The 24,483-nt window shown below is 36.5% G+C and carries 27 protein-coding genes and 2 riboswitches; of the genes, 20 read left to right on the top strand and 7 right to left on the bottom strand.

The features are described from left to right. Window positions 1–37: 37 nt before the first annotated feature. Window positions 38–157: riboswitch (SAM riboswitch) on the bottom strand. Between the two features lie 201 nt (window positions 158–358). Continuing rightward, a riboswitch (SAM riboswitch) is annotated at window positions 359–469 on the top strand. Window positions 470–603: 134 nt separating this feature from the next. The 8 genes from BM350_RS04260 to BM350_RS04225 all read left to right on the top strand — a co-directional run bounded on the left by BM350_RS04260 (window position 604) and on the right by BM350_RS04225 (window position 11,309). Beyond that, window positions 604–2,439 carry a bifunctional homocysteine S-methyltransferase/methylenetetrahydrofolate reductase gene (locus tag BM350_RS04260; RefSeq protein ID WP_090913778.1) on the top strand — a complete coding sequence of 612 codons (1,836 nt, stop codon included), beginning with the start codon at window positions 604–606 and terminating at the stop codon, window positions 2,437–2,439. Beyond that, the gene (gene metH / locus BM350_RS04255) at window positions 2,436–5,837 is read left to right on the top strand and encodes a methionine synthase (protein ID WP_090913780.1); all 3,402 of its coding nucleotides are present in this window, start codon (window positions 2,436–2,438) and stop codon (window positions 5,835–5,837) included. Before BM350_RS04260 ends, metH begins: the two co-directional genes overlap by 4 nt. A 41-nt stretch (window positions 5,838–5,878) precedes the next feature. Continuing rightward, window positions 5,879–6,937 carry an undecaprenyldiphospho-muramoylpentapeptide beta-N-acetylglucosaminyltransferase gene (locus BM350_RS04250; protein WP_090913781.1) on the top strand — a complete coding sequence of 353 codons (1,059 nt, stop codon included), beginning with the start codon at window positions 5,879–5,881 and terminating at the stop codon, window positions 6,935–6,937. Window positions 6,938–7,202: 265 nt separating this feature from the next. After that, window positions 7,203–8,930: a DUF2339 domain-containing protein gene (locus tag BM350_RS04245; RefSeq protein ID WP_090913783.1), complete on the top strand. Its 1,728-nt coding sequence runs from the start codon at window positions 7,203–7,205 to the stop codon at window positions 8,928–8,930. Window positions 8,931–9,185: 255 nt separating this feature from the next. Next, the gene (locus tag BM350_RS04240) at window positions 9,186–9,389 is read left to right on the top strand and encodes a DUF3966 domain-containing protein (protein ID WP_090913785.1); all 204 of its coding nucleotides are present in this window, start codon (window positions 9,186–9,188) and stop codon (window positions 9,387–9,389) included. Window positions 9,390–9,447: 58 nt separating this feature from the next. Further along, the gene (locus BM350_RS04235) at window positions 9,448–9,825 is read left to right on the top strand and encodes a nucleoside 2-deoxyribosyltransferase (protein WP_090913787.1); all 378 of its coding nucleotides are present in this window, start codon (window positions 9,448–9,450) and stop codon (window positions 9,823–9,825) included. Then, complete coding sequence (locus BM350_RS04230; protein ID WP_170857654.1) at window positions 9,825–10,802, top strand: HD domain-containing protein; 978 nt, start codon at window positions 9,825–9,827, stop codon at window positions 10,800–10,802. Before BM350_RS04235 ends, BM350_RS04230 begins: the two co-directional genes overlap by 1 nt. A gap of 15 nt (window positions 10,803–10,817) precedes the next feature. Next, window positions 10,818–11,309, top strand: coding sequence for a hypothetical protein (locus tag BM350_RS04225; protein WP_090913791.1), 492 nt, complete (start codon window positions 10,818–10,820; stop codon window positions 11,307–11,309). 227 nt (window positions 11,310–11,536) lie between these two features. On the opposite strand, the gene BM350_RS04220 is transcribed toward BM350_RS04225, so the two are convergent. Beyond that, a complete protein-coding gene (locus BM350_RS04220) occupies window positions 11,537–11,839 on the bottom strand; it encodes a hypothetical protein (protein ID WP_090913793.1) in 303 nt (100 codons plus the stop codon). A gap of 351 nt (window positions 11,840–12,190) precedes the next feature. Here BM350_RS04220 and BM350_RS04215 point away from each other — a divergent pair, with 351 nt between their 5' ends. After that, a complete protein-coding gene (locus BM350_RS04215) occupies window positions 12,191–12,406 on the top strand; it encodes a DUF3912 family protein (RefSeq protein ID WP_139207622.1) in 216 nt (71 codons plus the stop codon). Between the two features lie 332 nt (window positions 12,407–12,738). Here the strand turns inward: BM350_RS04215 and BM350_RS04210 are convergent, their stop codons facing one another. From BM350_RS04210 to BM350_RS04200, 3 genes are all read right to left on the bottom strand, one after another. After that, on the bottom strand, window positions 12,739–14,133 hold the full coding sequence (locus tag BM350_RS04210; RefSeq protein WP_090913797.1) for an L-cystine transporter: 1,395 nt from the start codon (window positions 14,131–14,133) through the stop codon (window positions 12,739–12,741). Window positions 14,134–14,239: 106 nt separating this feature from the next. After that, entirely contained in the window at window positions 14,240–14,482 is a 243-nt protein-coding gene (locus BM350_RS04205; protein ID WP_020061634.1) for a DUF2626 domain-containing protein, read from the bottom strand. A gap of 114 nt (window positions 14,483–14,596) precedes the next feature. Beyond that, a complete protein-coding gene (locus tag BM350_RS04200; protein WP_090913799.1) occupies window positions 14,597–15,295 on the bottom strand; it encodes a helix-turn-helix transcriptional regulator in 699 nt (232 codons plus the stop codon). A gap of 224 nt (window positions 15,296–15,519) precedes the next feature. On the opposite strand from BM350_RS04200, the gene comGA reads away from it, so the two are divergent. The 9 genes from comGA to BM350_RS04155 are packed head-to-tail and all read left to right on the top strand — an operon-like array spanning window position 15,520 to window position 20,177. Continuing rightward, window positions 15,520–16,563: a competence type IV pilus ATPase ComGA gene (gene comGA, locus BM350_RS04195; RefSeq protein WP_090913801.1), complete on the top strand. Its 1,044-nt coding sequence runs from the start codon at window positions 15,520–15,522 to the stop codon at window positions 16,561–16,563. Next, window positions 16,550–17,590, top strand: a complete 1,041-nt coding sequence (gene comGB / locus BM350_RS04190) for a competence type IV pilus assembly protein ComGB (RefSeq protein ID WP_280141353.1) — start codon at window positions 16,550–16,552, stop codon at window positions 17,588–17,590. Before comGA ends, comGB begins: the two co-directional genes overlap by 14 nt. Before the next feature lie 12 nt (window positions 17,591–17,602). Then, a complete protein-coding gene (gene comGC, locus BM350_RS04185; RefSeq protein WP_090913806.1) occupies window positions 17,603–17,908 on the top strand; it encodes a competence type IV pilus major pilin ComGC in 306 nt (101 codons plus the stop codon). Next, on the top strand, window positions 17,905–18,339 hold the full coding sequence (gene comGD, locus BM350_RS04180; RefSeq protein WP_090913808.1) for a competence type IV pilus minor pilin ComGD: 435 nt from the start codon (window positions 17,905–17,907) through the stop codon (window positions 18,337–18,339). The genes comGC and comGD overlap by 4 nt, the downstream gene beginning before the upstream one ends. Continuing rightward, window positions 18,329–18,646, top strand: a complete 318-nt coding sequence (locus BM350_RS04175; RefSeq protein ID WP_090913810.1) for a type II secretion system protein — start codon at window positions 18,329–18,331, stop codon at window positions 18,644–18,646. The genes comGD and BM350_RS04175 overlap by 11 nt, the downstream gene beginning before the upstream one ends. Then, window positions 18,633–19,073, top strand: a complete 441-nt coding sequence (gene comGF, locus BM350_RS04170) for a competence type IV pilus minor pilin ComGF (protein WP_090913812.1) — start codon at window positions 18,633–18,635, stop codon at window positions 19,071–19,073. Before BM350_RS04175 ends, comGF begins: the two co-directional genes overlap by 14 nt. After that, window positions 19,070–19,447 (top strand): competence type IV pilus minor pilin ComGG, encoded by a 378-nt coding sequence (comGG, locus tag BM350_RS04165; protein WP_090913814.1) that lies wholly within the window; start codon window positions 19,070–19,072, stop codon window positions 19,445–19,447. Before comGF ends, comGG begins: the two co-directional genes overlap by 4 nt. A gap of 1 nt (window position 19,448) precedes the next feature. Continuing rightward, complete coding sequence (locus BM350_RS04160; protein WP_090913816.1) at window positions 19,449–19,946, top strand: shikimate kinase; 498 nt, start codon at window positions 19,449–19,451, stop codon at window positions 19,944–19,946. A gap of 36 nt (window positions 19,947–19,982) precedes the next feature. Further along, window positions 19,983–20,177, top strand: coding sequence for a YqzE family protein (locus tag BM350_RS04155; protein WP_090913818.1), 195 nt, complete (start codon window positions 19,983–19,985; stop codon window positions 20,175–20,177). Between the two features lie 137 nt (window positions 20,178–20,314). On the opposite strand, the gene BM350_RS04150 is transcribed toward BM350_RS04155, so the two are convergent. Further along, the gene (locus tag BM350_RS04150) at window positions 20,315–20,938 is read right to left on the bottom strand and encodes a VC0807 family protein (RefSeq protein WP_090913820.1); all 624 of its coding nucleotides are present in this window, start codon (window positions 20,936–20,938) and stop codon (window positions 20,315–20,317) included. 233 nt (window positions 20,939–21,171) lie between these two features. Here BM350_RS04150 and BM350_RS04145 point away from each other — a divergent pair, with 233 nt between their 5' ends. Continuing rightward, window positions 21,172–21,402: a hypothetical protein gene (locus BM350_RS04145; protein ID WP_170857646.1), complete on the top strand. Its 231-nt coding sequence runs from the start codon at window positions 21,172–21,174 to the stop codon at window positions 21,400–21,402. A 91-nt stretch (window positions 21,403–21,493) separates the two neighbouring features. Next, a complete protein-coding gene (locus tag BM350_RS26765; RefSeq protein ID WP_090913824.1) occupies window positions 21,494–21,640 on the top strand; it encodes a hypothetical protein in 147 nt (48 codons plus the stop codon). 138 nt (window positions 21,641–21,778) lie between these two features. On the opposite strand, the gene BM350_RS04135 is transcribed toward BM350_RS26765, so the two are convergent. Then, a complete protein-coding gene (locus BM350_RS04135; protein WP_090913826.1) occupies window positions 21,779–22,573 on the bottom strand; it encodes a YqhG family protein in 795 nt (264 codons plus the stop codon). Further along, window positions 22,560–24,242: a DEAD/DEAH box helicase gene (locus BM350_RS04130; RefSeq protein WP_090913828.1), complete on the bottom strand. Its 1,683-nt coding sequence runs from the start codon at window positions 24,240–24,242 to the stop codon at window positions 22,560–22,562. The genes BM350_RS04135 and BM350_RS04130 overlap by 14 nt, the downstream gene beginning before the upstream one ends. Window positions 24,243–24,483 lie beyond the last annotated feature (241 nt).

Below are 24,483 nucleotides of genomic sequence, written 5' to 3'. Positions count from 1 at the left end.
CTAAGAAGAAGGCTTATATACGGGAAATATAGTCTTCTTCTTATCTGTCAAATCATTTCTCAATTTGCTGGAATTAGCACCTTATTAACAAATAAAAAGCTTGTTAATGGTTGCTGAGGCGTCATTGGGCCAGTCCCTCGACCTCTCTCGATAAGAATTCGAAATATGAAGTTTTTAATTATGTTTTTTACTTTACAACAAATTTAGAAAGAAACGCAACTATATTTTGAATAATTTTATTTTTCTTTATTTTCATTGACTTTTGTATTTTAACATGCTAAATTAGTGAAAAAATTAACAAAGATTGTTAATAAGTGAACGGATGATGTTTACTTTTTGTAATTATAATCGAATGAAACTCTTATTAAGAGTGGTGGAGGGAAAGGCCCTGTGAAACCCAGCAACCTTCAAACAATATGTTTGAAACGGTGCTAAGACCTGCGGAACAAATTGTTCTGAATGATAAGAGGAGGATAAAATGCTGTCCCCCTCTTCATTGAGAAGAGGGGGTTTTTTATATAAATACAAATTAAAAAACGACATAAAAACCCCCACTGATTAAAGTTTCACTTCATATATATTGAAAAGAAGAGAGGGAGACATGTGAAACTACTAGATTTATTGCAAAGAAGAATTGTGATTGGGGACGGAGCGATGGGAACGTTATTGTATTCTCATGGTTTACAAAGCTGCTTTGAAGAATTGAATTTATCTGAGCCGGAACGGATTATTTCGATTCATAAACAATATGTTGCCGCAGGGGCAGATGTCATTCAAACCAATACATACGGAGCAAATGAAGGGAAACTTCGTATGTACGGTCTTGAGGATCGCGTAAGGAAAATTAACCGCGCTGCTGTAAGACATGCAAAAGAAGCGGTGACAGAAAAGAATGCAATCGTAGGAACAATCGGTGGAATGAAACATATTGGAGCAGTTACAACCACGGATATGGAGCGTGAATTTATGCTCTTAGAGCAAGCAAATGCCCTGCTAGAAGAAAGTGTTGATGGGTTATTACTAGAAACATTTTACGATGAATTTGAATTACTTCATGCAGTAAAAGTATTACGGAAGCAAACCAATGTCCCTCTTATTGCGCAGCTTGCCCTTCATGAAGCTAGTACAACACAAAATGGAAATAGTGTAGATGATGTATTGAAGCAGCTTATAGAGTATGGTGCAAATGTGGTCGGATTAAATTGTCAGTTAGGGCCGCTTCATATGATTGAATCTTTTAAGACGATAGAAATTCCTAAATATAGTTATTTATCTGCGTATCCAAATGCTGGTCTTCCTAAATATGTAGAGGGCCGTTACGTATACGAAGGAAGCCCGGCTTATTTTGAAGAAATGGCGCCGGAATTTATTAAGCAAGGCGTTAGGTTGCTTGGGGGGTGTTGCGGTACAACTCCTTCTCATATCGAAGCGATGAAGCGAGCACTTGAAAATGAGCATCCTGTAACAGCTAAAGAAGTTGTAAAGCGAGTTGAAGTAATAGCAAAGCCGCGTGTAAATACAGTAGATCGAATTACATTAGCAGAAAAAGCGAAAAAGGAAACGACAGTGATTGTTGAGCTAGATCCACCCAAAACGTTGGATACGCAGAGATTTTTTGAAGGAGCTAAGGCGTTGAAGCGTGCAGGAGCAGATGCCATTACGTTAGCTGATAATTCTTTAGCGTCGCCTCGCGTATCAAATATGGCAATGGGAGCGTTATTAACAAAGCACGATATCCCTATATTAATTCATTTAACGTGCCGTGATCATAATGTGATTGGGCTGCAGTCTCATTTACTAGGATTAGCAGCGCTCGGTATGGAGGAAGTATTAGCATTAACTGGAGATCCTGCGAGGGTTGGAGATTTCCCTGGTGCAACATCTGTATATGACCTTTCTTCTATAGAACTCATTAAAATGATTAAAGAAATGAACAATGGCCGGTCTATCTTAGGAAAAACAATAGGAGCAGCTACCCGTTTTTCGGTTGGTGGGGCTTTTAATCCACATGTAAGACATATCGAGGCAGCTGTAAAACGTATGGAGAAAAAAATTGCAGCTGGTGCTGAGTATTTTTTAACACAGCCCATTTATGATGCAGCAGTCATTCGAAACGTGTATGAAGCGACGAAGCATATCGAACAGCCAATTTTTATTGGGATTATGCCGCTTGTAAGTAAACGAAATGCAGACTTTTTACATTTTGAGGTGCCAGGCATTACCCTTCCAGAAGAAGTGAGAAGGCGTATGGATGGACATAAAACATCAGAAGAAGCAGTGGCAGAAGGAATTCGTATATCTAAAGAATTAATTGATGCTGCGATGGAGCTATTCAATGGTATCTATTTAATTACACCATTTTTAAAATATGAAGTGACAGAAACGCTCGTTCAGTATATTCAAGCAAGGAAAGAGCAGAAAGAAGGAATGAATATATGAGACCAATCGAGGAAAGATTACAACAAGAAATTTTAATATTAGATGGTGCAATGGGAACGATGATTCAACAAGAAAACCTTTCGGCTGCAGATTTTGGAGGAGAAGAATATGAGGGTTGTAATGAATATTTAGTAAAAACTCGGCCAGACGTTATTTTATATATTCATAAAGAGTATATTGAAGCAGGAGCAGATATTATTGAAACGAACACATTTGGTGCAACGAACATTGTACTCAGTGATTATAACCTTTCTCACTTAGATGAGGAGTTGAATGAACGGGCTGCCAGGTTAGCGAAACAGGCTGTCAAGGAGAGCTGCAAAGAAGTATATGTAGCCGGTGCAATGGGTCCGACGACAAAAGCGATTAGTGTCACGGGTGGCGTTACTTTTCATGAGCTTATTGAGGCATACACGAGACAGGCGCGCGGTTTACTGCGCGGCGGTGTAGATCTGCTACTTGTAGAAACAAGTCAGGACATGCGAAATGTAAAAGCAGCCTGTTTAGGAATTGAAAAAGCATTTATTGAGATAGAGAAAAAAGTTCCGCTTATGATTTCCGGAACAATTGAACCGATGGGAACGACGTTAGCTGGGCAAACAATTGAAGCATTCTACTTATCGGTAGAGCATATGAATCCATTATCGGTTGGGTTAAACTGTGCAACAGGACCAGAGTTTATGAGAGAACATATTCGTTCACTTGCAGAGTTATCTGAGTGTTATATCTCTTGTTATCCAAATGCTGGACTTCCAGATGAAGACGGTCATTATCATGAATCCCCGCAGTCCCTTGCCCATAAAGTGAAACAGTTTGCAGAAGAAGGCTGGGTGAATATTGTTGGCGGTTGCTGCGGGACAACGCCGGCACATATTCGTGCGATGAAAGAGGCATTATTATCATTTGAACCGCGTGTGAAACGAGAAAGAAAAGGACATGGAATTAGCGGACTTGAAGCGCTGCAATATGAAGATTCTATGCGCCCGTTATTCGTTGGGGAGCGCACGAATGTAATTGGCTCACGCAAATTTAAACGTCTTGTTGCAGAAGGGAATTTTGAAGAGGCGGCGGAAGTAGCAAGGGAACAAGTAAAGAAAAATGCCCATATTATTGATATTTGTATGGCAGACCCAGACCGTGATGAAATAGAAGATATGGAGAATTTCCTGCAAGCTGCGACGAAAGTATTAAAGGTGCCAATTATGATTGATTCGACTGATGAGAAAGTGATGAATCGAGCTCTTACTTATTTGCAAGGAAAAGGGGTGATTAACTCTATTAACTTAGAAAATGGAGAAGAGCGTTTTGAAAAAGTGATTCCACTTATTAAACAATACGGAGCTGCTATTGTTGTGGGAACAATTGATGAAGTTGGTATGGCGGTAACAGCTGAGCGGAAGCTTGAAATTGCTAAAAGAAGTTATGAGCTATTAACAATAAAATATGGAGTGCGTCCGTCAGATATTATTTTTGACGCACTTGTCTTTCCTGTTGGAACAGGTGATGAAGAATACATCGGTTCAGCTGCAGCGACAATTGAAGGCATTCGGCTCATAAAAGAAGAGATGCCTGAATGTTTAACGATATTAGGTGTAAGTAATATTTCATTTGGTTTACCGCCAGCAGGGCGCGAAGTATTAAATTCCGTCTTTTTATATCATGCGACAAAGGCTGGTTTAGATTATGCAATTGTGAATACTGAAAAGCTAGAGCGTTATGCTTCTATTTCTGAAGAAGAAAAGGCATTGGCGAATGCACTTTTGTTTGAGACGACAAAAGAAACGTTAGAGGAATTTACAAATTTTTATCGAAATGTGAGGCAAAAAGAAGTTGTAGCAGCTGAAACGTTAACACTTGATGAGCGGTTATCTCATTATATTGTAGAAGGAACAAAGCAGGGATTATATGTTGACTTACAAGAGGCACTAGATGAAGGAAGAAAGCCGCTTGACATTATTAACGGACCACTTATGGCAGGCATGGATGAAGTGGGACGTTTATTTAATAATAATGAGCTTATTGTTGCAGAAGTGCTGCAAAGTGCGGAAAGTATGAAAGCGGCCGTTTCGTATTTAGAGCCGTATATGGAGGCAAGTGATAGTGCGAAGAAAGGGAAAGTATTACTTGCGACAGTAAAAGGTGATGTGCATGACATCGGTAAAAATTTAGTAGAAATTATTTTATCCAATAATGGATATGACATTGTAAACCTCGGTATTAATGTGCGATCTGATCGTATTATTCAAGAGGTAAAAGAACAAAAACCAGATATTATTGGCTTATCAGGCTTACTTGTTAAATCTGCGCAGCAAATGGTAACAACAGCAGAAGACTTAAAAGCGGCAAATATTGATGTTCCTATTGTTGTAGGAGGTGCCGCGCTGACTCGGAAATTCACAGAAACGCGGATTTCTCCTTCTTATCAAGGACTTGTCCTATATGCAAGCGATGCGATGACAGGATTAGATCTTATCAATCGTTTGCAGCAAGAAGAGGAACGAGAAAAAATGCGTGAGGAAAAAGCGAAGCGTCACTTACATGTTGTTGTACAAGAAGAGAAGAAGGTAGTAGAGGTACCGATTCCAATTGAAAAATTGCCGCCAGTACCAGTAATCGTACCGCATTCTACAAAACGTGTCGTTCTTCGGGATATTTCAGTAGCACATCTTGCTCCGTTTTTAAATCGGCAAATGTTAATTGGACATCACTTAGGTTTAAAAGGGAATGTGAAAAAGTTGCTACAAGAAGGAGATAGAAGGGCCCATGAACTGAACGACTTAATCGATGAATTGCTTCGCGGGGAAGAATCATGGTTACGTCCGAGCGCTGTATATCAATTCTTTCCTGCACAAAGTGAAAATCAAGACATTTTAATTTATGATCCAGAAGATCAAAATCGTGTGTTAGAGCGTTTTACATTTCCAAGACAAGGAAAAGCACCGCATCGCACGCTTGGTGATTACTTACGCCCGGTTGGAGATGAAATGGATTATGTTGCTTTTCTAGCTGTAACGGTTGGGAAAGGTGTCCGTGCCGTAGCAGAAAAGTGGAAAGAACAAGGCGATTATTTGCGTAGCCATGCGATTCAATCACTTGCGCTGGAACTTGCAGAAGGATTAGCTGAAAAAACGCATATGCTCATCCGTGATCGCTGGGGATTTCCAGATTCACCAAATATGACGATGGAAGAGCGGTTCCGGACAAAGTATCAAGGAATTCGCGTTTCTTTTGGCTATCCTGCGTGTCCAGAACTTGCTGATCAAGAAAAGTTATTCCGGTTGCTTCGCCCTGAAGAAATTGGAATTTCCTTAACGGAAGGGTTTATGATGGAACCAGAGGCTTCTGTATCGGCGATGGTGTTTGCTCATCCAGAAGCGCGTTATTTCAGTGTGTTATAATTAAAAGTAAAACTTTTACTAAAAGGAGACATAGACATACTGTGAAGACGATTATATTTACAGGCGGAGGTTCTGCTGGTCACGTTACGCCGAACTTAGCACTTATACCACATTTTCAAAAGAGCGGTTGGAAGGTGTGTTATATTGGTTCACATAATGGAATCGAAAAGACGATTATTGAAAAAGAAGGGATTTCTTATTATGGAATAGCGAGCGGAAAGCTTCGCCGTTATTTTGATTTAAAAAATATAAAAGACCCCTTTCTTGTTATGAAAGGGGTTATGGATGCGTATTTCCTTATTCGAAAGTTAAAACCGGATGTTATTTTTTCAAAAGGCGGCTTTGTGTCTGTACCAGTTGTAATTGGAGCGTGGCTAAACCGTGTTCCTGTTTTTTTACACGAGTCTGATATGACGCCTGGACTTGCAAATAAAATTGCTCTTCGCTTTGCTTCGAAAATATTTGTTACGTTTGAAGAAGCGAAAAAACATTTACCGAAAGAAAAAACAGTATTTACTGGTTCACCTGTGCGAGAAGAGGTATTGCAGGGAAGTCGAAACAAAGGACTGCAATTTTTACGATTCACTGCATCAAAACCAGTTATTACGGTTATGGGAGGCAGCTTAGGAGCACGGCGCATTAATGAAGCAGTGCGCGGTGCATTACCGAACCTCCTGCAAAACTATCAAATTGTTCATTTGTGCGGGAAAGGCAATATGGACGAAAAACTTGAGAATACACCGGGATACAAGCAGTTTGAATATGTTCACGATGAACTTCCTGATATATTAGCGGCAACCGATATTGTCATTTCTCGTGCAGGATCCAATGCAATTTTTGAGTTTTTAACATTACAAAAGCCAATGTTATTAATTCCTCTTCCGAAATCTTCGAGCCGAGGGGATCAAATTTTAAACGGACAGTCTTTTGAAAAACAAGGATATGGACGTGTGTTATTTGAAGAAGACATAACAGAAACTTTGCTAATTGAATATGTAGAAGAACTGTATAAAAATCGTTTGCAGTATAAAAGATCGATGCAGCAATATAGCGGACAAGAGGCCTTGCAAACGATTATTGATTATGTAACAAAAGCATGATTTCATAGAAATCATGCTTTTGGGGCTGTTTGGAAAGCTGTTAACACCTTTTTTACTTAATCTAATTCGCCTATAAACAATATTTTCTAGTTAAGCTTAAAAATCGAATGGAAATGCTATTTGTTACTATAATAGCAGAAATTGGAGAATATCAGGAAAAATTCTCTTAAAAAATGAATAAACTAATAGTATGATGTAGTTAATTGGAAATTTAACTAATTATAGGCGTATTTCTATTTAGCGACATGATTAGAGGGGGGAGAAAATGAAGCAAGATTTGAACAAAAAAATAGAAGCTCTAGAAACAGCAATTGATACATTGCAGGAGACGCTCTATGAGTTAAAAGCACAGCAAAGAGCAATGGACGAAGAAAGAGTTCAACAAATAAAGGAACCTATTGAGAAGAAACAAGAAGTTAGTATCCCTGTGCAAAATGTACGACAAGAAGAAAGAGTCATTAGCCAAGAAAGTGTGAAGGAACCGGAGATAAAGCAGGTAGATATATCTGCATTTAAGTCTGAACCATTTGACATTATAAAATTTTGTCAAACATGGCTACCACGTATTTTCGTTGCCATTATGCTGCTTGGGGTAATTTGGCTATTTAAAGCGGGAGTAGATGCAGGATTACTTACTCCAGCAATTCGTATTGTATTTGGCGTAGCATTATCAGTTGCTTTGTATTATGTAGGTGACATACAAATAAAAAAAGAACGTCAAGCGTTAGGTTTAGTGTTAGCTGGAGGAAGCATTACAGGCATTGTTTTAACGACATTCGCTGCGCATTATTTGTATCATTTCTTTCCGGCAAGCATTGCATTTATATTCAACATTATTTGGATTACACTCGGTATCTATTTAGCTAAGCGATATCAATCAGAATATCTCGCTATATTTGTATCTGTAGGAGCCTTTTTTGTACCGTTCTTATTAAATAGTACAACACCTAATTCTTACATTTTCTTTGGATATGAAACAGTGTTAACGATGAGTTTATTATGGTATGCGTATAAAAATCGCTATCAATATTTATATATGGTATCTTACTCTGTTTCTGTACTTGTAACGTTTGTCTTTTTTGTAATTATGACCATGTTACTAGGGAATTTGCAGGTACAATTAACAATTGTTTATGGATTCATTCATATTCTACTTTTTTGGCATATGTTTATTGATCGAAGTTTTATTTATCAACCTAGAATGGCTTTGTTTAGTGCCAATGCAATCTTCTTTATTATGGCAATTGTAAAAATTCCAGATTTTACAACATGGGGATTGCTAATTAGTACAATTGTACACACTGTAATGTTTGTAGCTGACTATATGAAAAATAAAAAATCGTTATTTACAGATCTTTTATTTGGTTTTGCGATGGGGTCGTTTAGTTTAGCGATTTTATATGAATTTAGTTTAGTGAATGGAGCAATTGTATTGATGTTACAAGGGTTTTTAGGTATCGTTACTTCTGCGAAATTAAAACAAGAAATCAAGTTTTATATCAGTGCATTTATTTATGAAATCGGTATGTTGCAAACGCTTGTTAGTCCATTTGAGACATTTATGTCAGCAGCTTTTGTAGCCCATCTCATTTTAGTTGGAACATTTTATTATGGAATGATGAAAGTGAAACCAATGTTGCAACATTTTGGGAAATATGTGTATTCGATTACGTTATATGGCTTTATGGTGCTTGTATTTATTACGATTACTAGGATAGGAGAGGTTCTTTCAACAGACGGAAGTATTATCAGTGTATTTGTCTCTCTTTTATGGATGATATATGCTTTAGTTTCAGTTTGGTTTGGACGTAATAGAGGAATGAATGAAATATTATACGCCGGATTAGTTGTGTTAGTTGTGACAGTGATTAAGTTATTCCTCTTAGATTTACCAGAAGTATCAATGATGATTCGTGCAGTATTATTCTTACTTATTGGTGGGCTAGGGATTGTTATTTCTAGAATGTTTTTCTCGAAAGAAAAAGGTGAGTAGTAAAAAAAGCAATCCATTTAGGATTGCTTTTTAAGATAGAGATAACAGCATACTTTATCCCGCTATTTGTGGGCAGTAAGACCCCCGCCTCAAGATTCAGAGAGAAGCAAAGAAGAACTGCCCGTAAAAGCCCGATTGGGCGGGCTTTCCGTCAGTGGGGGATGGAGAAAACCCCCACTGACGGAAGTTTCACTTTATGTTACAATAACATAGATTTGACAGGGAAATTCTAATTGTTGACGCGTGTAAATACGGATGAGATTAGGAGTGACTACGTTGGGGCTAAGTCTCTATGAAAATATTGCTCTAGTTGTTTGTTTAGTATTGTATATTGGTAGTATTATAGTTTATATGGGACGGAATTTTTCACAAGAACGAAAATTAGAAAAATCAGAAATTACAGCTGAATTAGATATGTTAAATGATAAAATTGATAAAAAAGTAAATAGAGAATTGTAAATGTCCTTTTCCCCTAAGATTTTTCTACCTATTTTTGCATATGAAGGAGAGAGGTAGCATGAAATTTTACATCGCTTCAACCTTTACAAATAAACATATTGTCCACATTGTAGCTAATAAATTGAAACAAGCAGGGTGGATTCATACATATGATTGGAAAAAAAATGAAAAAGCGACAAATAGATTAGAATTAGAAAGTATTGGACAAGCAGAAAAACAAGCCGTACGAGACGCAGACGTTTTTCTGCTTTTATTAAATGGAGGAAAAGGAAGTCATACAGAATTCGGAATGGCACTTGCTTGGGGAAAGAAAATATTTGTGTATAAAGGAAACAGTCCTTTGGATACAACATTTTACCATTTACCGGAAGTGCGTATCGTTGAAGATAACCTAGATGGATTTATTAAACAAGTGTTAGAGGGGGCAGGGGTATGATTACAATTCATGATCCTATATACGGTGAACATGATATAGATGATGTGCTTGCGGAACTATTGCAATCAAAGGCAGTACAGCGTTTACAGAAGATTCATCAAGGCGGTGCAAGCTTTCTTGTGAATCCAACGTGGAACGTAACACGTTATGAGCACTCTGTCGGTGTTATGATTCTTGTGAAAATGTTAGGTGGTAGTGTAGAAGAACAAATTGCGGCATTGCTTCATGATGTATCTCATACAGCATTTTCCCACATTGTAGATCATGTATTAGAAGAGCAAGATGAGGATTATCATGAACAAATTTTTATGAATGTTATTGAAGCTTCAGATATCCCATCTATTTTGCAGAGATATGGCTATGATTATAGAATGATTGAGAAATGGGAACAATGGACGTTGTTAGAGCAACCTCTTCCGAATTTATGTGCAGATCGTATAGACTATACGTTACGGGATTTATATACATATGGAATGATTTCAAAGCAAGAAATGTGTTCTTTTTTAGAAGATGTAACAGTTCATAATGGGCAAATCTGTTTACAATCTGTACAGGCAGCAGAATGGTTTACAGAAGCTTATTACAAAGAAACGATTGATTTCTTTTTGCATCCGTTGAATTCGTATGGTTATTATATATTAACAAAGGTGTTAAAAGAGGCGCTGCAAAAGAATATTATACACCTATCAGATTTTTCAACTGACGATGAAACGGTGTTACATCTATTACGAAATTGCGGAGATTGTGTAATTGATAAGATGCTGAGTTCGCTACATTCGAAAGTAGTATTGGAAGAGAGTGACACAGAGTACGACATTTGTTATAAGGGGGGAAAAGAACGATTAATTGATCCGCTCATTTATATAAATGACATGATGCAAAGAGCGTCTGTCGCATCTCCATTTGTTAAACAGTGTAATGAGAAAGCGAAAAAGCAATTGAAACAAAACATATATGTAAAAATAAAGAGTGTATAAAAGGAGTTATAAAATATGAATGTAGAACAAGGATGGAAAACAAACTTTTTAACAGTTATACAGCAAAGTGAATATAAGAAAGGTGCAACTTTAGCACAATTACTATTTGAAGACGGCGAAGAAGCAGAAGAACTCGTCGATGATTATGGGTACGAAGAGATTATCAATCGTGAACATGATGAGGAACTAGAAGAGATTTTAGGTGAAGAATTATTTTATGAACTTGAGCGTAATGTTTTTATGTCGTCGCAGCCAAAAGAGAAATTCATTACCTTTTTGAATGGCTTAGGGTTTCAATCATTAGACTATATCGTGTTATTAGAAGCAGAATTTCATGTGGATAGTGCGATGTTTTCAGCTGATGCAGTGAAAAAGTTAGAGAAGCGTTTCCCAAAATTCCCTTATGTAGAAGATAAGCAAACGATTTTTGATATGACATTAGAAGAAGCGATTGAATTATTAGAGAATGTGACAGGTCTTAAGATTAAAGAAAATATGAATGTATAAAAAAGAACGTGCTTAGCACGTTCTTTTTTACAGAATAATTGTATGTTCTACGTTTTTATATAAATCCTTTTTAATTTTTTCACATATAAGTCGCTGCTATGCAGAATACAACATGACCTGAACTCGCTTGCTCCCTTTTGTTTTAACCTCGCATGTGGCAGGAAAAGACCCTGACCGCTTCTATGCACGGCCAGATGCTCTTGTCCTCCCATAAAAAGAAAGGGGGTTTATGTTATTTTTAACTTATATATATTACTTTCAATGATCGTATTTAAATACTCAACCTTTCGGATGCAAGATTGTATATGCTTTTCGACTTCATGCAATTCTGTAAGGTGATGCGTTTCGATAGGATGAATGTGCACGCTGAACTTTTCAAATTGAGCACTATAGGTAATTTCCGCATAGCCACTCATAATATCTGTTACATTTTGAAATAGATATTGTTTTGTTTTTTCACAATATGTTACATTTTGAAATCCATATGATTTTAACGTTTCGATGATTTTTGTAATTATTACTGTATTCATTGTTTTTCCTCTTTAAGAATTTCGACTTTATCCCGCTTTAACGGACAGTAAGCCCTTCACCTTAAGACTGTGAGAAAGCCAAAAAGATTGTGAAGAATAAATGCCCGTAAAAAACGATGTATGAAAATGACCATTAGTGAAGCCACCTTTTGATGGCGATTTCACTGTATTAGTATAACATGAGTCCATTTAAGAAAGCGCTATCAATTCATTTCTAACACGAATTTTTATGTATATTTTATAAAATTAAAATAAATGAAAAATAATTGTAATAAAGCAAAAAAGTAGAGTACTCTTTCACTGTTTCATCATATACATAGATAAGTGGAGCAAATGAAAGAGGTGAAGATGTTGAACTTTGATATTACAGGACAAAAAGCATATGTAAAAGATGGACCGCATCGAAATCAAATAGGAATCATAAAACGAGATAGTGCGGAGAACAGTGCAAAATATGTGATTGTAATTGACGGTATGGATATTGATATTGAATTAAAAGATATTGTTTTAATTGATGTAGATGTTCGGCAATTTCATGATTGGTGTGAAGAGCAAGGTTATTTATAAAACAATAGCTGTGTATGATATTGAAGGTCATAAAGTGAAACTTTAATCAGTGGGGGTTTTCTTCATCCCCCACTGATTATCAGCCCTCACCAATCGGGCGCATGCCAGCAGTTTATCTCCCACCGAACATTCTAGCCACTGGAGCTGGACAATGCTTTACTGAATTTTGAGGTGGGAGTATTACTGCCCACGAATAGTGGGATAAAAAGTCTTTTCTATAAGTTGATGTAGTGAAGCTTAAACATATGATTTTCATTTTAACTAACATCTAAAAGTGAGAAGGTTTGTGTCATTATAAGAAAACACCCTGGCAATCCAGGGTGTTTTCTTTCTTATAATGCAACTTCTTCAGCTTTATTGACTGCTTCATTGTACGCATATACATCTAACTCTCCAAGCCATTTGCTAGAAATAAGACCAGCTGTCATAGAGCCGCTCACGTTTAAAGCTGTGCGTCCCATATCAATTAATGGTTCAACAGAGATTAATAGAGCGACAATTTCAATTGGTAAGTTCATAGTAGAAAGTACGATGAGTGCTGCAAATGTTGCTCCGCCTCCGACACCAGCAACGCCGAATGAACTAATTGCAACAACAGCGATTAACGTTAAGATAAATTGCGGCTGTAATGGGTCGATGCCAACTGTTGGCGCGACCATCATGGCAAGCATTGCAGGATAAATACCAGCACATCCGTTTTGACCAATTGATACACCAAAGGAAGCAGCAAAGTTTGCAATTCCTTCTGAAACGCCAAGTTTTTCTTTTTGCGCTTCAATATTTAACGGCATTGTACCTGCACTTGAGCGTGAAGTAAACGCAAATGTTAAAACAGGGAATACCTTTTTCAAATATTGCATTGGATTTAAACCAGAAAGAGCAATCAGTAATAAGTGAATAATAAACATAACAATAAGTGCTACGTAAGATGCCAAAACAAAATTACCAAGTTTTAAAATAGCTTGCACATCACTTCCTGAAACAGTTTTTGCCATTAGAGCAAGTACGCCGTATGGGGTAAGACGTAAAATTAATGTAACCATCCGCATGACGACCGCATATACGGCATCTAGCATATTCTTAAGTTGTTCCGCTTGTTCGGGATATTTCTTTTTCACTCCTAAGAAGGAAATCCCAATTAATGCGGCAAAAATGACAACAGAAATTGTTGATGTTGGACGAGCACCTGTTAAATCTAGAAATGGATTTGCAGGAAGTAGTTCCAACAATTTTTGTGGAATGGGTGTTTGCTCAATGGAAGTGAATTTTTCTTGTACTAATTTTAAGCGAGCTGTTTCTGCGCTTCCTTGCTGCAAGCCAGTTGCCTGCAAGTCAAAACCAGCACTTGCTGCAATTCCGACTGCAGCCGCAATTCCAGTTGTAAGAAGTAAAATGCCGATAATAAGGCCGCTAATTTTGCCAAGATTATTGGTTAGCTTTAATTTTGTAAACGCTGAAATAATTGAAATTAAAATAAGTGGCATAACGATCATTTGTAATAATTTAACATAGCCACTTCCGATTAAGTTAAACCAATTATTAGACTGGATAATGACTTCAGAAGTTGGTTTATAAAAAAATTGTAAAATAAGTCCAAATATAATTCCGAGTCCGAGTGCAGTAAATACACGTTTATTAAAAGAAAGATGTTTACGTTGCATATAATATAGCGCACCGACTAATAGAAGCATAATGATGATGTTTATGCTAACTAACAATGTATCCATACTGTTTTCCTCCTTAAAATTTGTTACATATAAATATATTCAAAGAAAACCAATAAGTCAACTAGGTGATTGAAAGGAGATAAAAAAAGATGGCATATATGCCATCTTAATGTCCAATTCCTGGTGTAAGAAGAAATGTCGTATAGTATGTAAACCCAATGAAGAAGACTGTTAAATATGCCCCAAAAACATAAATGTACATGCGCTCTGTTAATTTTAAATAACTTAAAAGTACAAAAAAACCTGTTTGTCCTAAAAACAATAGTGCTGCCCCATACATATCCCCTAAATAAAACATTACGGAAAAAATACCAGTCCAAAAGCCGAGAACGCGAAACATGCGCTCCATCCCATTCCCCTCCCTTTATATGAACTCAATACTCTTTTTAATTATAATGCACTTTTCTAACTATTGTAAACATTTACAAAATAATAAGAAGCCAGTATAATCTGGCTTCTTATTTTACAGATGAAGATGATAATTACAAGACTTACAACCTGTTTCGAACATAGTATCATTACGTGTTAATTCCATGTTTGGAAATAGAACTTCAAAGATACCTTTCATCATATCTACGTGCATGTTACAAATTTCTTTTGGATGACGTACGGCAACTTCTTTAAATGGACAATTGTATACATCATAGAAAATTTTTGATCCATCGGTGCTTAATTCAAATTCCGGAGATAAGCCCGCTGTTGTTAAAGCTTCTTTGGCAATTTGTATTTTTTGTTCAACCGTCAATTCATTTTCGTTAATGCTTAATCGATTTAGCTGTTGTTCCATTAATTCTTTACCAAACTTTTTACCCGTTTCATAGAGTGCTTTCTCACCGACTTCGCCTAAGCTAAGTAATGTATTGCAAGCAATTTGTGCTAACAATTGATAATCACGAAACGGAAATTGCAGTTGAATTACATCATCTGATAAGACATATAATCGACTTGGTCGGCCGCCTTTACCCGTTTTTTTTGTTTCCGATTTTAGCATATTTACATCTTCTAGCTTTGAAAGATGTAAACGCGCAACATTTGGATGAATATCAAATTCGTCAGCAATTTCTTGTACAGTAACCTCAGTGTGTTTTTGAGAAATATATTTATAAATATAATAGCGTGTTGGGTCAGAAAGTACGTTTGTAATTTTTAAAGCTTGTTCCATGAGGATCGCCACCTTTGTCAGTTTATCTGGGATAACAATATTATAATATAGATAATGTTGTATAATCATGTTTTTGGGCAATGATTCATTAATTGTTCATAATTTCACAAACTGTTTTGGGTTTTTAATTTGTGAAATTCAAAAATAATGCAATAAAAATAGCAAATTCACTATTTTTCTTTTCAGGATGGCCATGATATATAAAGAGTGAGGAGGCGATAACAGTGAATGCTGTCGAACAGTTTGCTGACACAATTATGAAAGAAGCATGCAGGTTGCGCGCATCAGATCTTCATATTGTGCCGCGGCACGAAGATGCTGTTGTACAATTGCGTATTGGAAAAGATTTGGTGACAAAGCATCATACTTCAAAAGAATTTTGTGAACGACTTGTATCACACTTTAAGTTTTTAGCAGCTATGGATATTGGTGAAAGGAGAAAGCCGCAAAATGGTTCATTGCAGATGAAAGTTGATGATGAGGAGGTATATTTACGCCTTTCTACTTTGCCAACTGTGCATCATGAAAGTCTCGTTATTCGGTTGCACTTACAAACTGCGGTTCCGAACCTCTCTCATCTTTCATTATTCCCAAATTCCGCAAAAACACTTCTCTCTTTTTTACACCATTCGCACGGATTAATTATTTTTACAGGACCGACAGGGTCAGGAAAAACGACGACGATGTATGCTCTTTTAGAAGTAGCAAAGAAGGCGCAGACTCGCCGCATTGTTACACTGGAGGATCCAGTTGAAAAGAAAAAGGATGGACTATTACAAATTCAAATTAATGAAAAAGCTGGTATTACGTATGCAACGGGATTGAAAGCGATTTTACGTCATGATCCAGACATTATTTTAGTAGGAGAAATTCGTGATGAGGAAACAGCAAAGGTGGCGGTTCGAGCAAGTTTGACAGGTCATTTAGTTATGACGACATTGCATACGAATGATGCGAAAAGTGCGGTGCTACGTTTAATGGATTATGGTATTACCCTGCTAGAAATTGAACAATCGCTATTAGCAGTAGCGGCGCAGCGGCTAGTGGAATTAAAATGTCCATTTTGCAAAGGGAAATGCTCACCTCTATGCAAAAAAATGCGTCACGTACGCCGAGCGAGCATTTATGAATTATTGTATGGTGATGAGTTGAAAGAAGTCATTTATGAAGCAAATGGAAAACAAGCGACGTACCAATATACAACGCTTCAAGATGAATTAAGAAAAGGATATGCACTAGGGTTTATTGAAGAAGATGTTTATGTTTAAGCAAGAAAAGTGGCGGTTACATGAACAAGCATTATTGCTCCGAAGGCTTGGCGAACTTTTAGAGAAAGGATATTCTTTATTACATGCATTAGAGTTTCTGCATTTTCACTTAACCCCGAGTAAACAAATACAGCTTCAAGATGCTGCTGAAGAATTTAAAAAGGGAAGCAGCTTACATGATGTGTTTTATAAACTTGCATTTCATCCCGATATTTTAAGCTATTTATTTTATGCAGAGCAGCATGGTGACATTGCCTTTGCGTTGCAGAAAGGGAGCTCACTCCTCGGTAGAAAAGATAAACATCAAAAAAATATGATGAAGGTGCTGCGCTATCCATTCGTTCTTTCTTTGTTTTTATTAGGCATACTCCTCGTATTTAATCTAGTTCTTCTTCCACAGTTCTCTACTTTATACCGTTCACTCCATGGATCATCCACTTCATTTACAGACAATATTTTAACAGTTATTCAAGCACTTCCGTATGTTATGGGAGGCGTCGTTTTTGCAATTGGCACCCTAGCGCTTATATATATGCTGTATGTAAAAAGGTTGCATCCGGTTACGAGAATGGATATTTGTATGAGAGTGCCTCTTATAAAAATGTTTTTTAAATTAACAAACTCACACTATTTTGCAATTCAATTAAGCGGTCTTTTACAAGGCGGGCTATCTATATTAGAAGCGCTCACTTTAATGAAGGAGCAAAAGCATCATTTGTTTTTTCAATGCGAGGCTCTTAAAATACAGGAATTATTAACGATAGGTGAACATCTTGATTCTATTATGATGAATCGTTCGTACTATGAACAGGAGCTCGCTTATATTATTAAACATGGACAAGCGAATGGCAATTTAGCAACTGAGCTTGCCGATTATAGTGAAATGACAATAGAAAAAATCGAAGAGAAAATTAATCGTGTGTTGTTTGTTATACAACCCCTTTTGTTTGCATGTATCGGAATGGTGGTTGTGCTTATGTATTTAGCGATGATTATGCCGATGTTTCAAATGATGAATTCTATTTAGGAGGCGTGTTCTGTGAAAAATGAAAAAGGCTTTACGTTGTTAGAAATGTTGCTTGTTATGGTTGTAATTTCTGTGTTGCTACTGCTTATTATTCCAAATGTCGTAAACCAGCGTTCTTCCGTACAAGGAAAGGGATGCGATGCCTTTGTAAAATCTGTTGAATCACAAGTACAAGCTTATCAATTAGAACATAATAAAATCCCAACGGTGGATGATTTGTATACGGGTAAGTATATTACATCTAAAACTTGTCCAAAAGGGGAGAGTATTACAATCGATACTGCAAATGGAGAGGTTAAAGTTGTAGGGAAATCGTGAAGAAAAATGGTTTTACATTATTAGAAATGCTCCTCGTATTAAGTGCTATTTCTATTTTAAGTGTTGTAACGTATTTTAATTTATCGTCGATTTATGAAAAACAAAAGATGAATCAGTTTATGCAGCAATTTTCTCAAGACATCCTTTTTATGCAACAAGTAGCGATGAGCCGCCATAATCGTCACACATTACGGTGGTTTCCTAATCAGGCTTCGTACAGCATTACATCGTCAGGAGAAACAAATCCGGTTCTTGTTCGTTATTATCCATCTGATATACAGGTGAATGTAAACACATTCCCTAATCCAATGAGTTATGGGACGGACGGTAATATTAATAGAGGCGGAACAATTATTATTTCTTATAAATCCAAAACGTACCATGTTGTATTTCAACTTGGGAGGGGAAGATTTACGTATTATGAAGTGTGACAAAGGTTCGGTTATGCTAGAAATTCTTGTGTCTCTTAGTTTGTTAATGATGACGGTTTCGCTGTTACTTCCGCAAACGCTTCTCATTATGCAAGAAAGAAAAAATATTCAGTTTCGGTATAAAGCGCAGCTACTTTTGAAAGAAGCGGTAGCTGCATATATGTATGATCATATAGTTTCGCCAGTAATAGAAAAGCGATATGAAAATACGGTATATACAATTCAATGGGAGATCGAAAAGGTGTGTGTAATGTGGAAAGATAGTAAACAGCGTGAGAATGAACGGTGTCGTTATGTTAAAAAATAAACAAGCTGGGTTCACGTTGTTAGAAGTTATGATATGTTTTCTATTTTTATCTGTATTTTTTCTTCTTCTCCCGCGTCTTCAAGTCCTCTTTATAGAACCTCCGTACCCTAAACAGATAATGAATTGGGAATGGAACGTTTTTTTAGAGCAAGTGCAAATTGAGTTTCGCGAAGTGGAAGAAGGAAATAGCGGAGACGGAAAATTATTTTTCAAAACAAAGGCTGGAGAACGAATCACATATGACATGTCTGGAAATAATGTTGTTCGAAAAGTAAATGGGACGGGACATGAAGTTCTTTTACAAAAAGTAGAGAATATTTCTTATCAATTAGCAGCTCATACATTAATGATACGTGTACAGGATATAAGCGGTAAAGTATATGATGGTATTGTTACCCGTTATTCTGTTATTGAGGTGAAAGGATGAGATCGGAAAGTGGATTTACAATGCCAGGAACAATCATCCTCATATTTTTACTCATGTCTTTTTTAGTATATGAGACAAATATATTCCTATCAGATCAAAAATTTTATACAGAAGCAGAAGAATTGTTTATTTTAGAAGAAATAACGAACCAAGCTGTTGCCGATGTGAAACAAGAATTACAAGCTAAAATGGAAAAAAGAGAATTTTTTTATGCGTATGAAAAAGGAGAAGCAAAGGGAGATTACACAATAGTAGATGGGAATGCCTTTATTATTTTACAATGTATAACAAAACGAAAGCACACATGTAAAGTTAGCTTTCGTTATAATACAAATAACGAAGCGATTACGCATTGGCAAGAGGAGAGAGGATAACATGAAAGCATTATATATAACAGGTTTTATGGGATCGGGGAAAACAACAGTTGGTAAAGCGTTAAGCAGTGCACTTCATATGCCGGTTATTGATACAGATCAATGTATTGAAGAGAAGACAAAGAAAATCATTCGGGATATCTTTTCAGAAGAAGGGGAAGGTGTGTTTCGAAAGTATGAAAGTGAAGTGCTGCAATTACTGCCGACAAATGATTATATTATTACAACTGGAGGCGGAATCGTCGAAAAAGCCGAGAACCGAGAGTGGATGAAGGAACGTGGTACTGTAATTTATTTGTACTGTGATCCATATGTGATTGCAGAGCGAATTGCTGGGGATACAACAAGACCATTATTTCAAAAAGAAAATATAGGGTCGTTTATCGAGAAATTTGAAAAGCGTCAAGTTTATTATGAAGAAGCAACAGTGAAGATCGACACGACAAATAAAAGTATTGAAGCAATTGTTCAAGAAATTCAGGGGTGGATTACTAAATAAAAAAGTGGACATACTAATCTAGTAGAGGTGATAGATATGTCTACAAATGATTATATAAAATATGTCACACAACAATTCGTATCATATATGGATGCTCCAAAAGAGGACCGAAAACAAAAACGGCAGCAGCGCCGTGAAGAGAGAGAACCATTTTTGAATCGTTGGTTTGGTATGTTGCCGGTAAGCGCCGCAATCTTTTATCGCCAAATGAAGAAAAAGAAATTAAGTTAAGTGTTTTTGGGGATAATTTACAACTAGAAAAGGATTTCATGTCATAGTACAATTTCTACGGCGAATCATATATGCGACAATATAACCTAGAAAAGAAGTTCCATTGCTTACAAGCAGTGGAACTTCTTTTTTATGCGTTAAACTTCAGCTTCAGTCACCTGTTTAATTTTATTACCAATCCAAAGGAACCCAGCTCCAATTCCTATTGAAATGCACCAACCAATTCCTGTCATAATCGCTTTCATTTCTCCGTATCCATCTACTCCAAATTTAGAAATCATATATATCTTGATGCTACTAAGCACAATAAATTGTAAGCCAAAAAAGAAAGTAAAGTATTGGAACGATGGAAAGAGGCGAGGGTCACGATATAACAATTGTGATTCCTTTCGATCATCTCCTTGCAATGCAGCGTAGTCGGCTGCGAAATATAACATGAGTGGTTGTTTTATAAAAATAGTACATATGACAACAATACCAAGTGCAATGTGATAGTACACGTCGTTCCACAACATTTTTTCGGCTGAGCCAGAAAGTAAGTCTACGCTCGTATTTACAATCATCGTGATGAGGATAAAAAAGCCGGTTACATGAAATTGCCGTTCTTTTTTGAAACAATACAGTGTATAAAGAATGCCTGGAACAGAAGAAATGAGCATGGCATAATATGCATCTATATATTGTTTACCGAATTTCCAAATAACAAATGGAAAGATGAGATAAAAAATAATATCGTAGACAACTTTATTGTTTTGTTTCATTGAATTCCTCCTTTGTTTGTATTGTACAACAAAGATTCTGAATGTTAAACTTCTTTATATAACAATTAAAACGCTTTCATTTTTTAGATTTGTTCACAAAATTGTCTAAAATACACTTTGATACTATGGCAATATTGTTTTATAATGGAACTAATCATCTATACATGCATACATTAATTGTGAAATAAATAACATGTTGAGTTTATATAAATGTAAACGCTATCAAAGGAGAAGTGGTACAAATGAGTAAATTTTTCTTCGATCAAAATCCTGCAACAGTTGAAGATGGAAAATTGATAGAATATGCAGAAACAATTTATGGAAAAGGCGGACGTTCCGTATTAGAGAATTTAATTTTAAAGGCATCTATTCGCCTGCGCGATCGCTATCCTGATAAGTCAGATGAGCAGATTTCTTACCTTGTCAATCAAGGGCTGCATGATATGTTTCAAAAATATGTGTAAGGAGAGGCAGATGCCTCTCCTTATTTTTTGTATAAGGGAAATGTTGATTGCGAAAACTAATGTTGAAGTATAGACAAGTGGGGTGAACAAAATGAGTAACGGAGTAGGCGGTTCAAAGAAAAATAGAGAAACGGATGCAAATCATGTAAGTGCAAAACAGAGAGAGTATCAAAAGAGAATGACAAAGATTCACCAACAAGAACATAATGATGGCCGAAAATATAATGGGAAAATATAAAGCGAAACTTCCATAAGTGGGGGGCATTCTCCGCTTATGGAAAGTCCGTTCAATCGGGCTTTTACTGCTCAAAAATAGCGGGAGAATCTTTCCTCGTATTTTCTAACATAAAAAAAGCTCCTTGTAGAAGGAGTTTTTTTATGTTAGAAAATGATTCGCTGTCACATAAAAGAGTCCACCGTTTATAATTTGCATAGTAATGCGCGGCTCGTATTGTTCTTGCAAGGCTCGTTTTTCTATTTCATAGCTTTCTGGTAATTCATCACTTTCCTCATAAAAACGGTTTAGTAGTTGTAAATCGTGATTCCAACGAACTTTTGCTTCTTCAGCCCATGCGTGATCATCTGATTCAATGATACGTTTCATTGCTTCTTCAATTCTAGATAGCCCGCTTTGCGGTTTAATAATCGGCGTTAATGTAAAACAAAAATCAGGAATTTTTGGTGTAAGACGGAGCGCTGTTAATGCCTCATGAAAATTTGTAATCATCGCACCAGAAATAAGGTGAATCCCAATGGAATATAGCATATCTTTTTTTCGATCACATTGATAAGAGACTTTTATATTGACGCCAAGCCAAGGATGAAGCGGAGTACTTGTTTGTCCATTAGAATGTACATCTTCAAATAAACGAATGTAAGCACCTAATTCCTTTGTTGCTTGAAAAATTTGATGTAAGCGCGGAGAACCGTAGTGAATGAGTTCGCCTGTTTGCTCCTCATGTTTTGCATCGGTAATGAATGTAAGACGCATCGGATTTGGTATGCCACCTGTTTTTTCAAGATAATGCCAGTAGAATGGGCGGTTCATCAGTAGTTTGTCCATTTCAATTGTTAATTGAACGTCTAATAAATGAGGAAAACGCTGCAAAATTTCACAGCCGTTTGCCTCAAAAAAACAATGTAAATAATGATGGATTTCATGTTGCTGCATAGCCGTGCACCTCAGCTTCATTTCGTTTAGCAAATTCAATAATGGACGTTAAATTTTCCATTTTGATTCGGATTTCTCCTTCACTTTTGGAATGGGTAAAAATATCGTGAATGTGTGCATCGATATTTTTCATATTAATTCTTGTTAAAATTTCATCTAAATCACCAATGACACGCTCAAATAGGTCAATTTTCTCATACAGCAGTTTTAAAATGTGTTCCTCTACTGTATGTTTCGTTGCCAAATTATAAATATGAACATCATGTTTTTGTCCAAGGCGATGAATCCGTCCAATTCTTTGTTCAAGGCGCATCGGATTCCAAGGAAGGTCGTAGTTGATCATGTAATTACAAAATTGTAGGTTAATTCCTTCACCGCCTGCTTCTGTCGCAATTAATACTTGGGCATGGTTTTGAAATAATTCTTTCATCCAATCTTTTTTACCACGTTTAAATCCGCCTCGAAATGGTACAGACGAGATGCCGTGCTGCTTTAAAAACCATTGTAAATACATTTGAGAAGCACGGTATTCTGTGAAAATTACAACTTTATCATTAATTTCTTTAATGATTTCTAATGCTTTATTTGCTTTTGAATTAGAGGAAATACCATTAATTTTCTCCATTAACACATCTATGTATGGATCTACTGTGTATTGCGCATTTTCCTTTTGCCGTTTTTCTACATGTTTTTTGAGTGAGAAATAAACAGCTTCGCGGCTGCTGCAGGCTTCGCGCTTTAACGTTAAAGCGGAAAATGCAGAAGTAAATACATCTTGTCTTTTCCATTCCTCAATCGCATCGTATAGAGCTTTCTCTTGTTCATTGAAGTCGACAAAGAGCGTATGAACGTGCCGTTTTGGCCATTCAATGCCGGTGTCATGCCGGCGATTTCGTACCATTACTTTATTAATGAGTTCTTTTAAATGTCCATCTGTTTCATCGGTGCGATTTTTGGAAGCATAATATTCTTCAAAGTTGGATTGGTTGCCGAGGTGTCCAGGTTTTAATAACGAAACAAGATTAAAGATTTCATCAATGCGATTTTGAACAGGTGTTGCGGTAAGTAATAAGCAAAACTTTTTCTTTAATAGTTGCGCAAATTCATAGTTTTTCGTTTTGTTGTTTTTTAGTTTATGTGCTTCATCAATAATAATGAGATCATATTCTAAATTTAAAACAATATCACGGTGCGGAGAGCGCTTTGCTGTATCGATAGACGATACAATAACGTCAGCTTGCTCCCATGAGTAACTTTTTCGCTGGGCAACGGCTGGAATGAAAAATTTTGTGTTTAGTTCATATGCCCATTGTGAAACAAGAGATGCAGGTACAAGAATGAGCACTTTTTTCACAAGTCCGCGCACCATATATTCTTTTAAAATAAGCCCAGCTTCAATCGTCTTTCCAAGGCCAACTTCATCTGCTAAAATTGCTTTTCCGTTCATTTGTTCAATGACGGTTTGCGCTACCTCTAACTGATGTGGAAGTGGCGTGAAATTAGGTAAATGTTTAGGCGCCTGCAGCCCGTCAAATGTTGGGATGAGAAGGGACTGTTCAGTTTGATAGGCAAGATGAAATAGTTCCCAGTTTGTCCACGGGCCATCTTCTTCTATTCGTTTTAAGAAGTTTTCTTGCCAAGAACGTTCTATTGAAATTTCGACATTCATGGATAATATCTCACCTTCTATAAATTCTAAATTATTTTTTTAGCTAGAATATTGATGAAACGGCTCGAAAAATGTTAGGATAATGGTGTGAAATGTGTGGAATCTTTCGTATTTTATCCAAGAAAGCACTTTTTTATTTACGCTTTCATAAAAAAAAAGAATGAGATTCCGTATATCCCGTCTTTTCAGAATTGAAAATGTTTAGAAATGGGAAGCCAACTTTTATTAATTTGTCATAGAA

It is taken from the genome of Bacillus sp. 103mf, from assembly GCF_900116295.1.
Lineage (GTDB): Bacteria > Bacillota > Bacilli > Bacillales > Bacillaceae_G > Bacillus_A > Bacillus_A bruguierae.
This window is presented reverse-complemented; position numbering and strand designations above follow the sequence as displayed.

Coding starts and splice junctions, on each gene's coding strand:
- metH (WP_090913780.1), top strand. CDS start 2,436: ATGAGACCAATCGAGGAAAGATTACAACAAGAAATTTTAATATTAGAT.
- BM350_RS04245 (WP_090913783.1), top strand. CDS start 7,203: ATGAAGCAAGATTTGAACAAAAAAATAGAAGCTCTAGAAACAGCAATT.
- BM350_RS04240 (WP_090913785.1), top strand. CDS start 9,186: ATGAGATTAGGAGTGACTACGTTGGGGCTAAGTCTCTATGAAAATATT.
- BM350_RS04235 (WP_090913787.1), top strand. CDS start 9,448: ATGAAATTTTACATCGCTTCAACCTTTACAAATAAACATATTGTCCAC.
- BM350_RS04225 (WP_090913791.1), top strand. CDS start 10,818: ATGAATGTAGAACAAGGATGGAAAACAAACTTTTTAACAGTTATACAG.
- BM350_RS04220 (WP_090913793.1), bottom strand. CDS start 11,839: ATGAATACAGTAATAATTACAAAAATCATCGAAACGTTAAAATCATAT.
- BM350_RS04210 (WP_090913797.1), bottom strand. CDS start 14,133: ATGGATACATTGTTAGTTAGCATAAACATCATCATTATGCTTCTATTA.
- BM350_RS04205 (WP_020061634.1), bottom strand. CDS start 14,482: ATGGAGCGCATGTTTCGCGTTCTCGGCTTTTGGACTGGTATTTTTTCC.
- BM350_RS04200 (WP_090913799.1), bottom strand. CDS start 15,295: ATGGAACAAGCTTTAAAAATTACAAACGTACTTTCTGACCCAACACGC.
- comGB (WP_280141353.1), top strand. CDS start 16,550: ATGTTTATGTTTAAGCAAGAAAAGTGGCGGTTACATGAACAAGCATTA.
- BM350_RS04175 (WP_090913810.1), top strand. CDS start 18,329: ATGAAGTGTGACAAAGGTTCGGTTATGCTAGAAATTCTTGTGTCTCTT.
- comGF (WP_090913812.1), top strand. CDS start 18,633: ATGTTAAAAAATAAACAAGCTGGGTTCACGTTGTTAGAAGTTATGATA.
- comGG (WP_090913814.1), top strand. CDS start 19,070: ATGAGATCGGAAAGTGGATTTACAATGCCAGGAACAATCATCCTCATA.
- BM350_RS04160 (WP_090913816.1), top strand. CDS start 19,449: ATGAAAGCATTATATATAACAGGTTTTATGGGATCGGGGAAAACAACA.
- BM350_RS04155 (WP_090913818.1), top strand. CDS start 19,983: ATGTCTACAAATGATTATATAAAATATGTCACACAACAATTCGTATCA.
- BM350_RS04150 (WP_090913820.1), bottom strand. CDS start 20,938: ATGAAACAAAACAATAAAGTTGTCTACGATATTATTTTTTATCTCATC.
- BM350_RS26765 (WP_090913824.1), top strand. CDS start 21,494: ATGAGTAACGGAGTAGGCGGTTCAAAGAAAAATAGAGAAACGGATGCA.
- BM350_RS04135 (WP_090913826.1), bottom strand. CDS start 22,573: ATGCAGCAACATGAAATCCATCATTATTTACATTGTTTTTTTGAGGCA.
- BM350_RS04130 (WP_090913828.1), bottom strand. CDS start 24,242: ATGAATGTCGAAATTTCAATAGAACGTTCTTGGCAAGAAAACTTCTTA.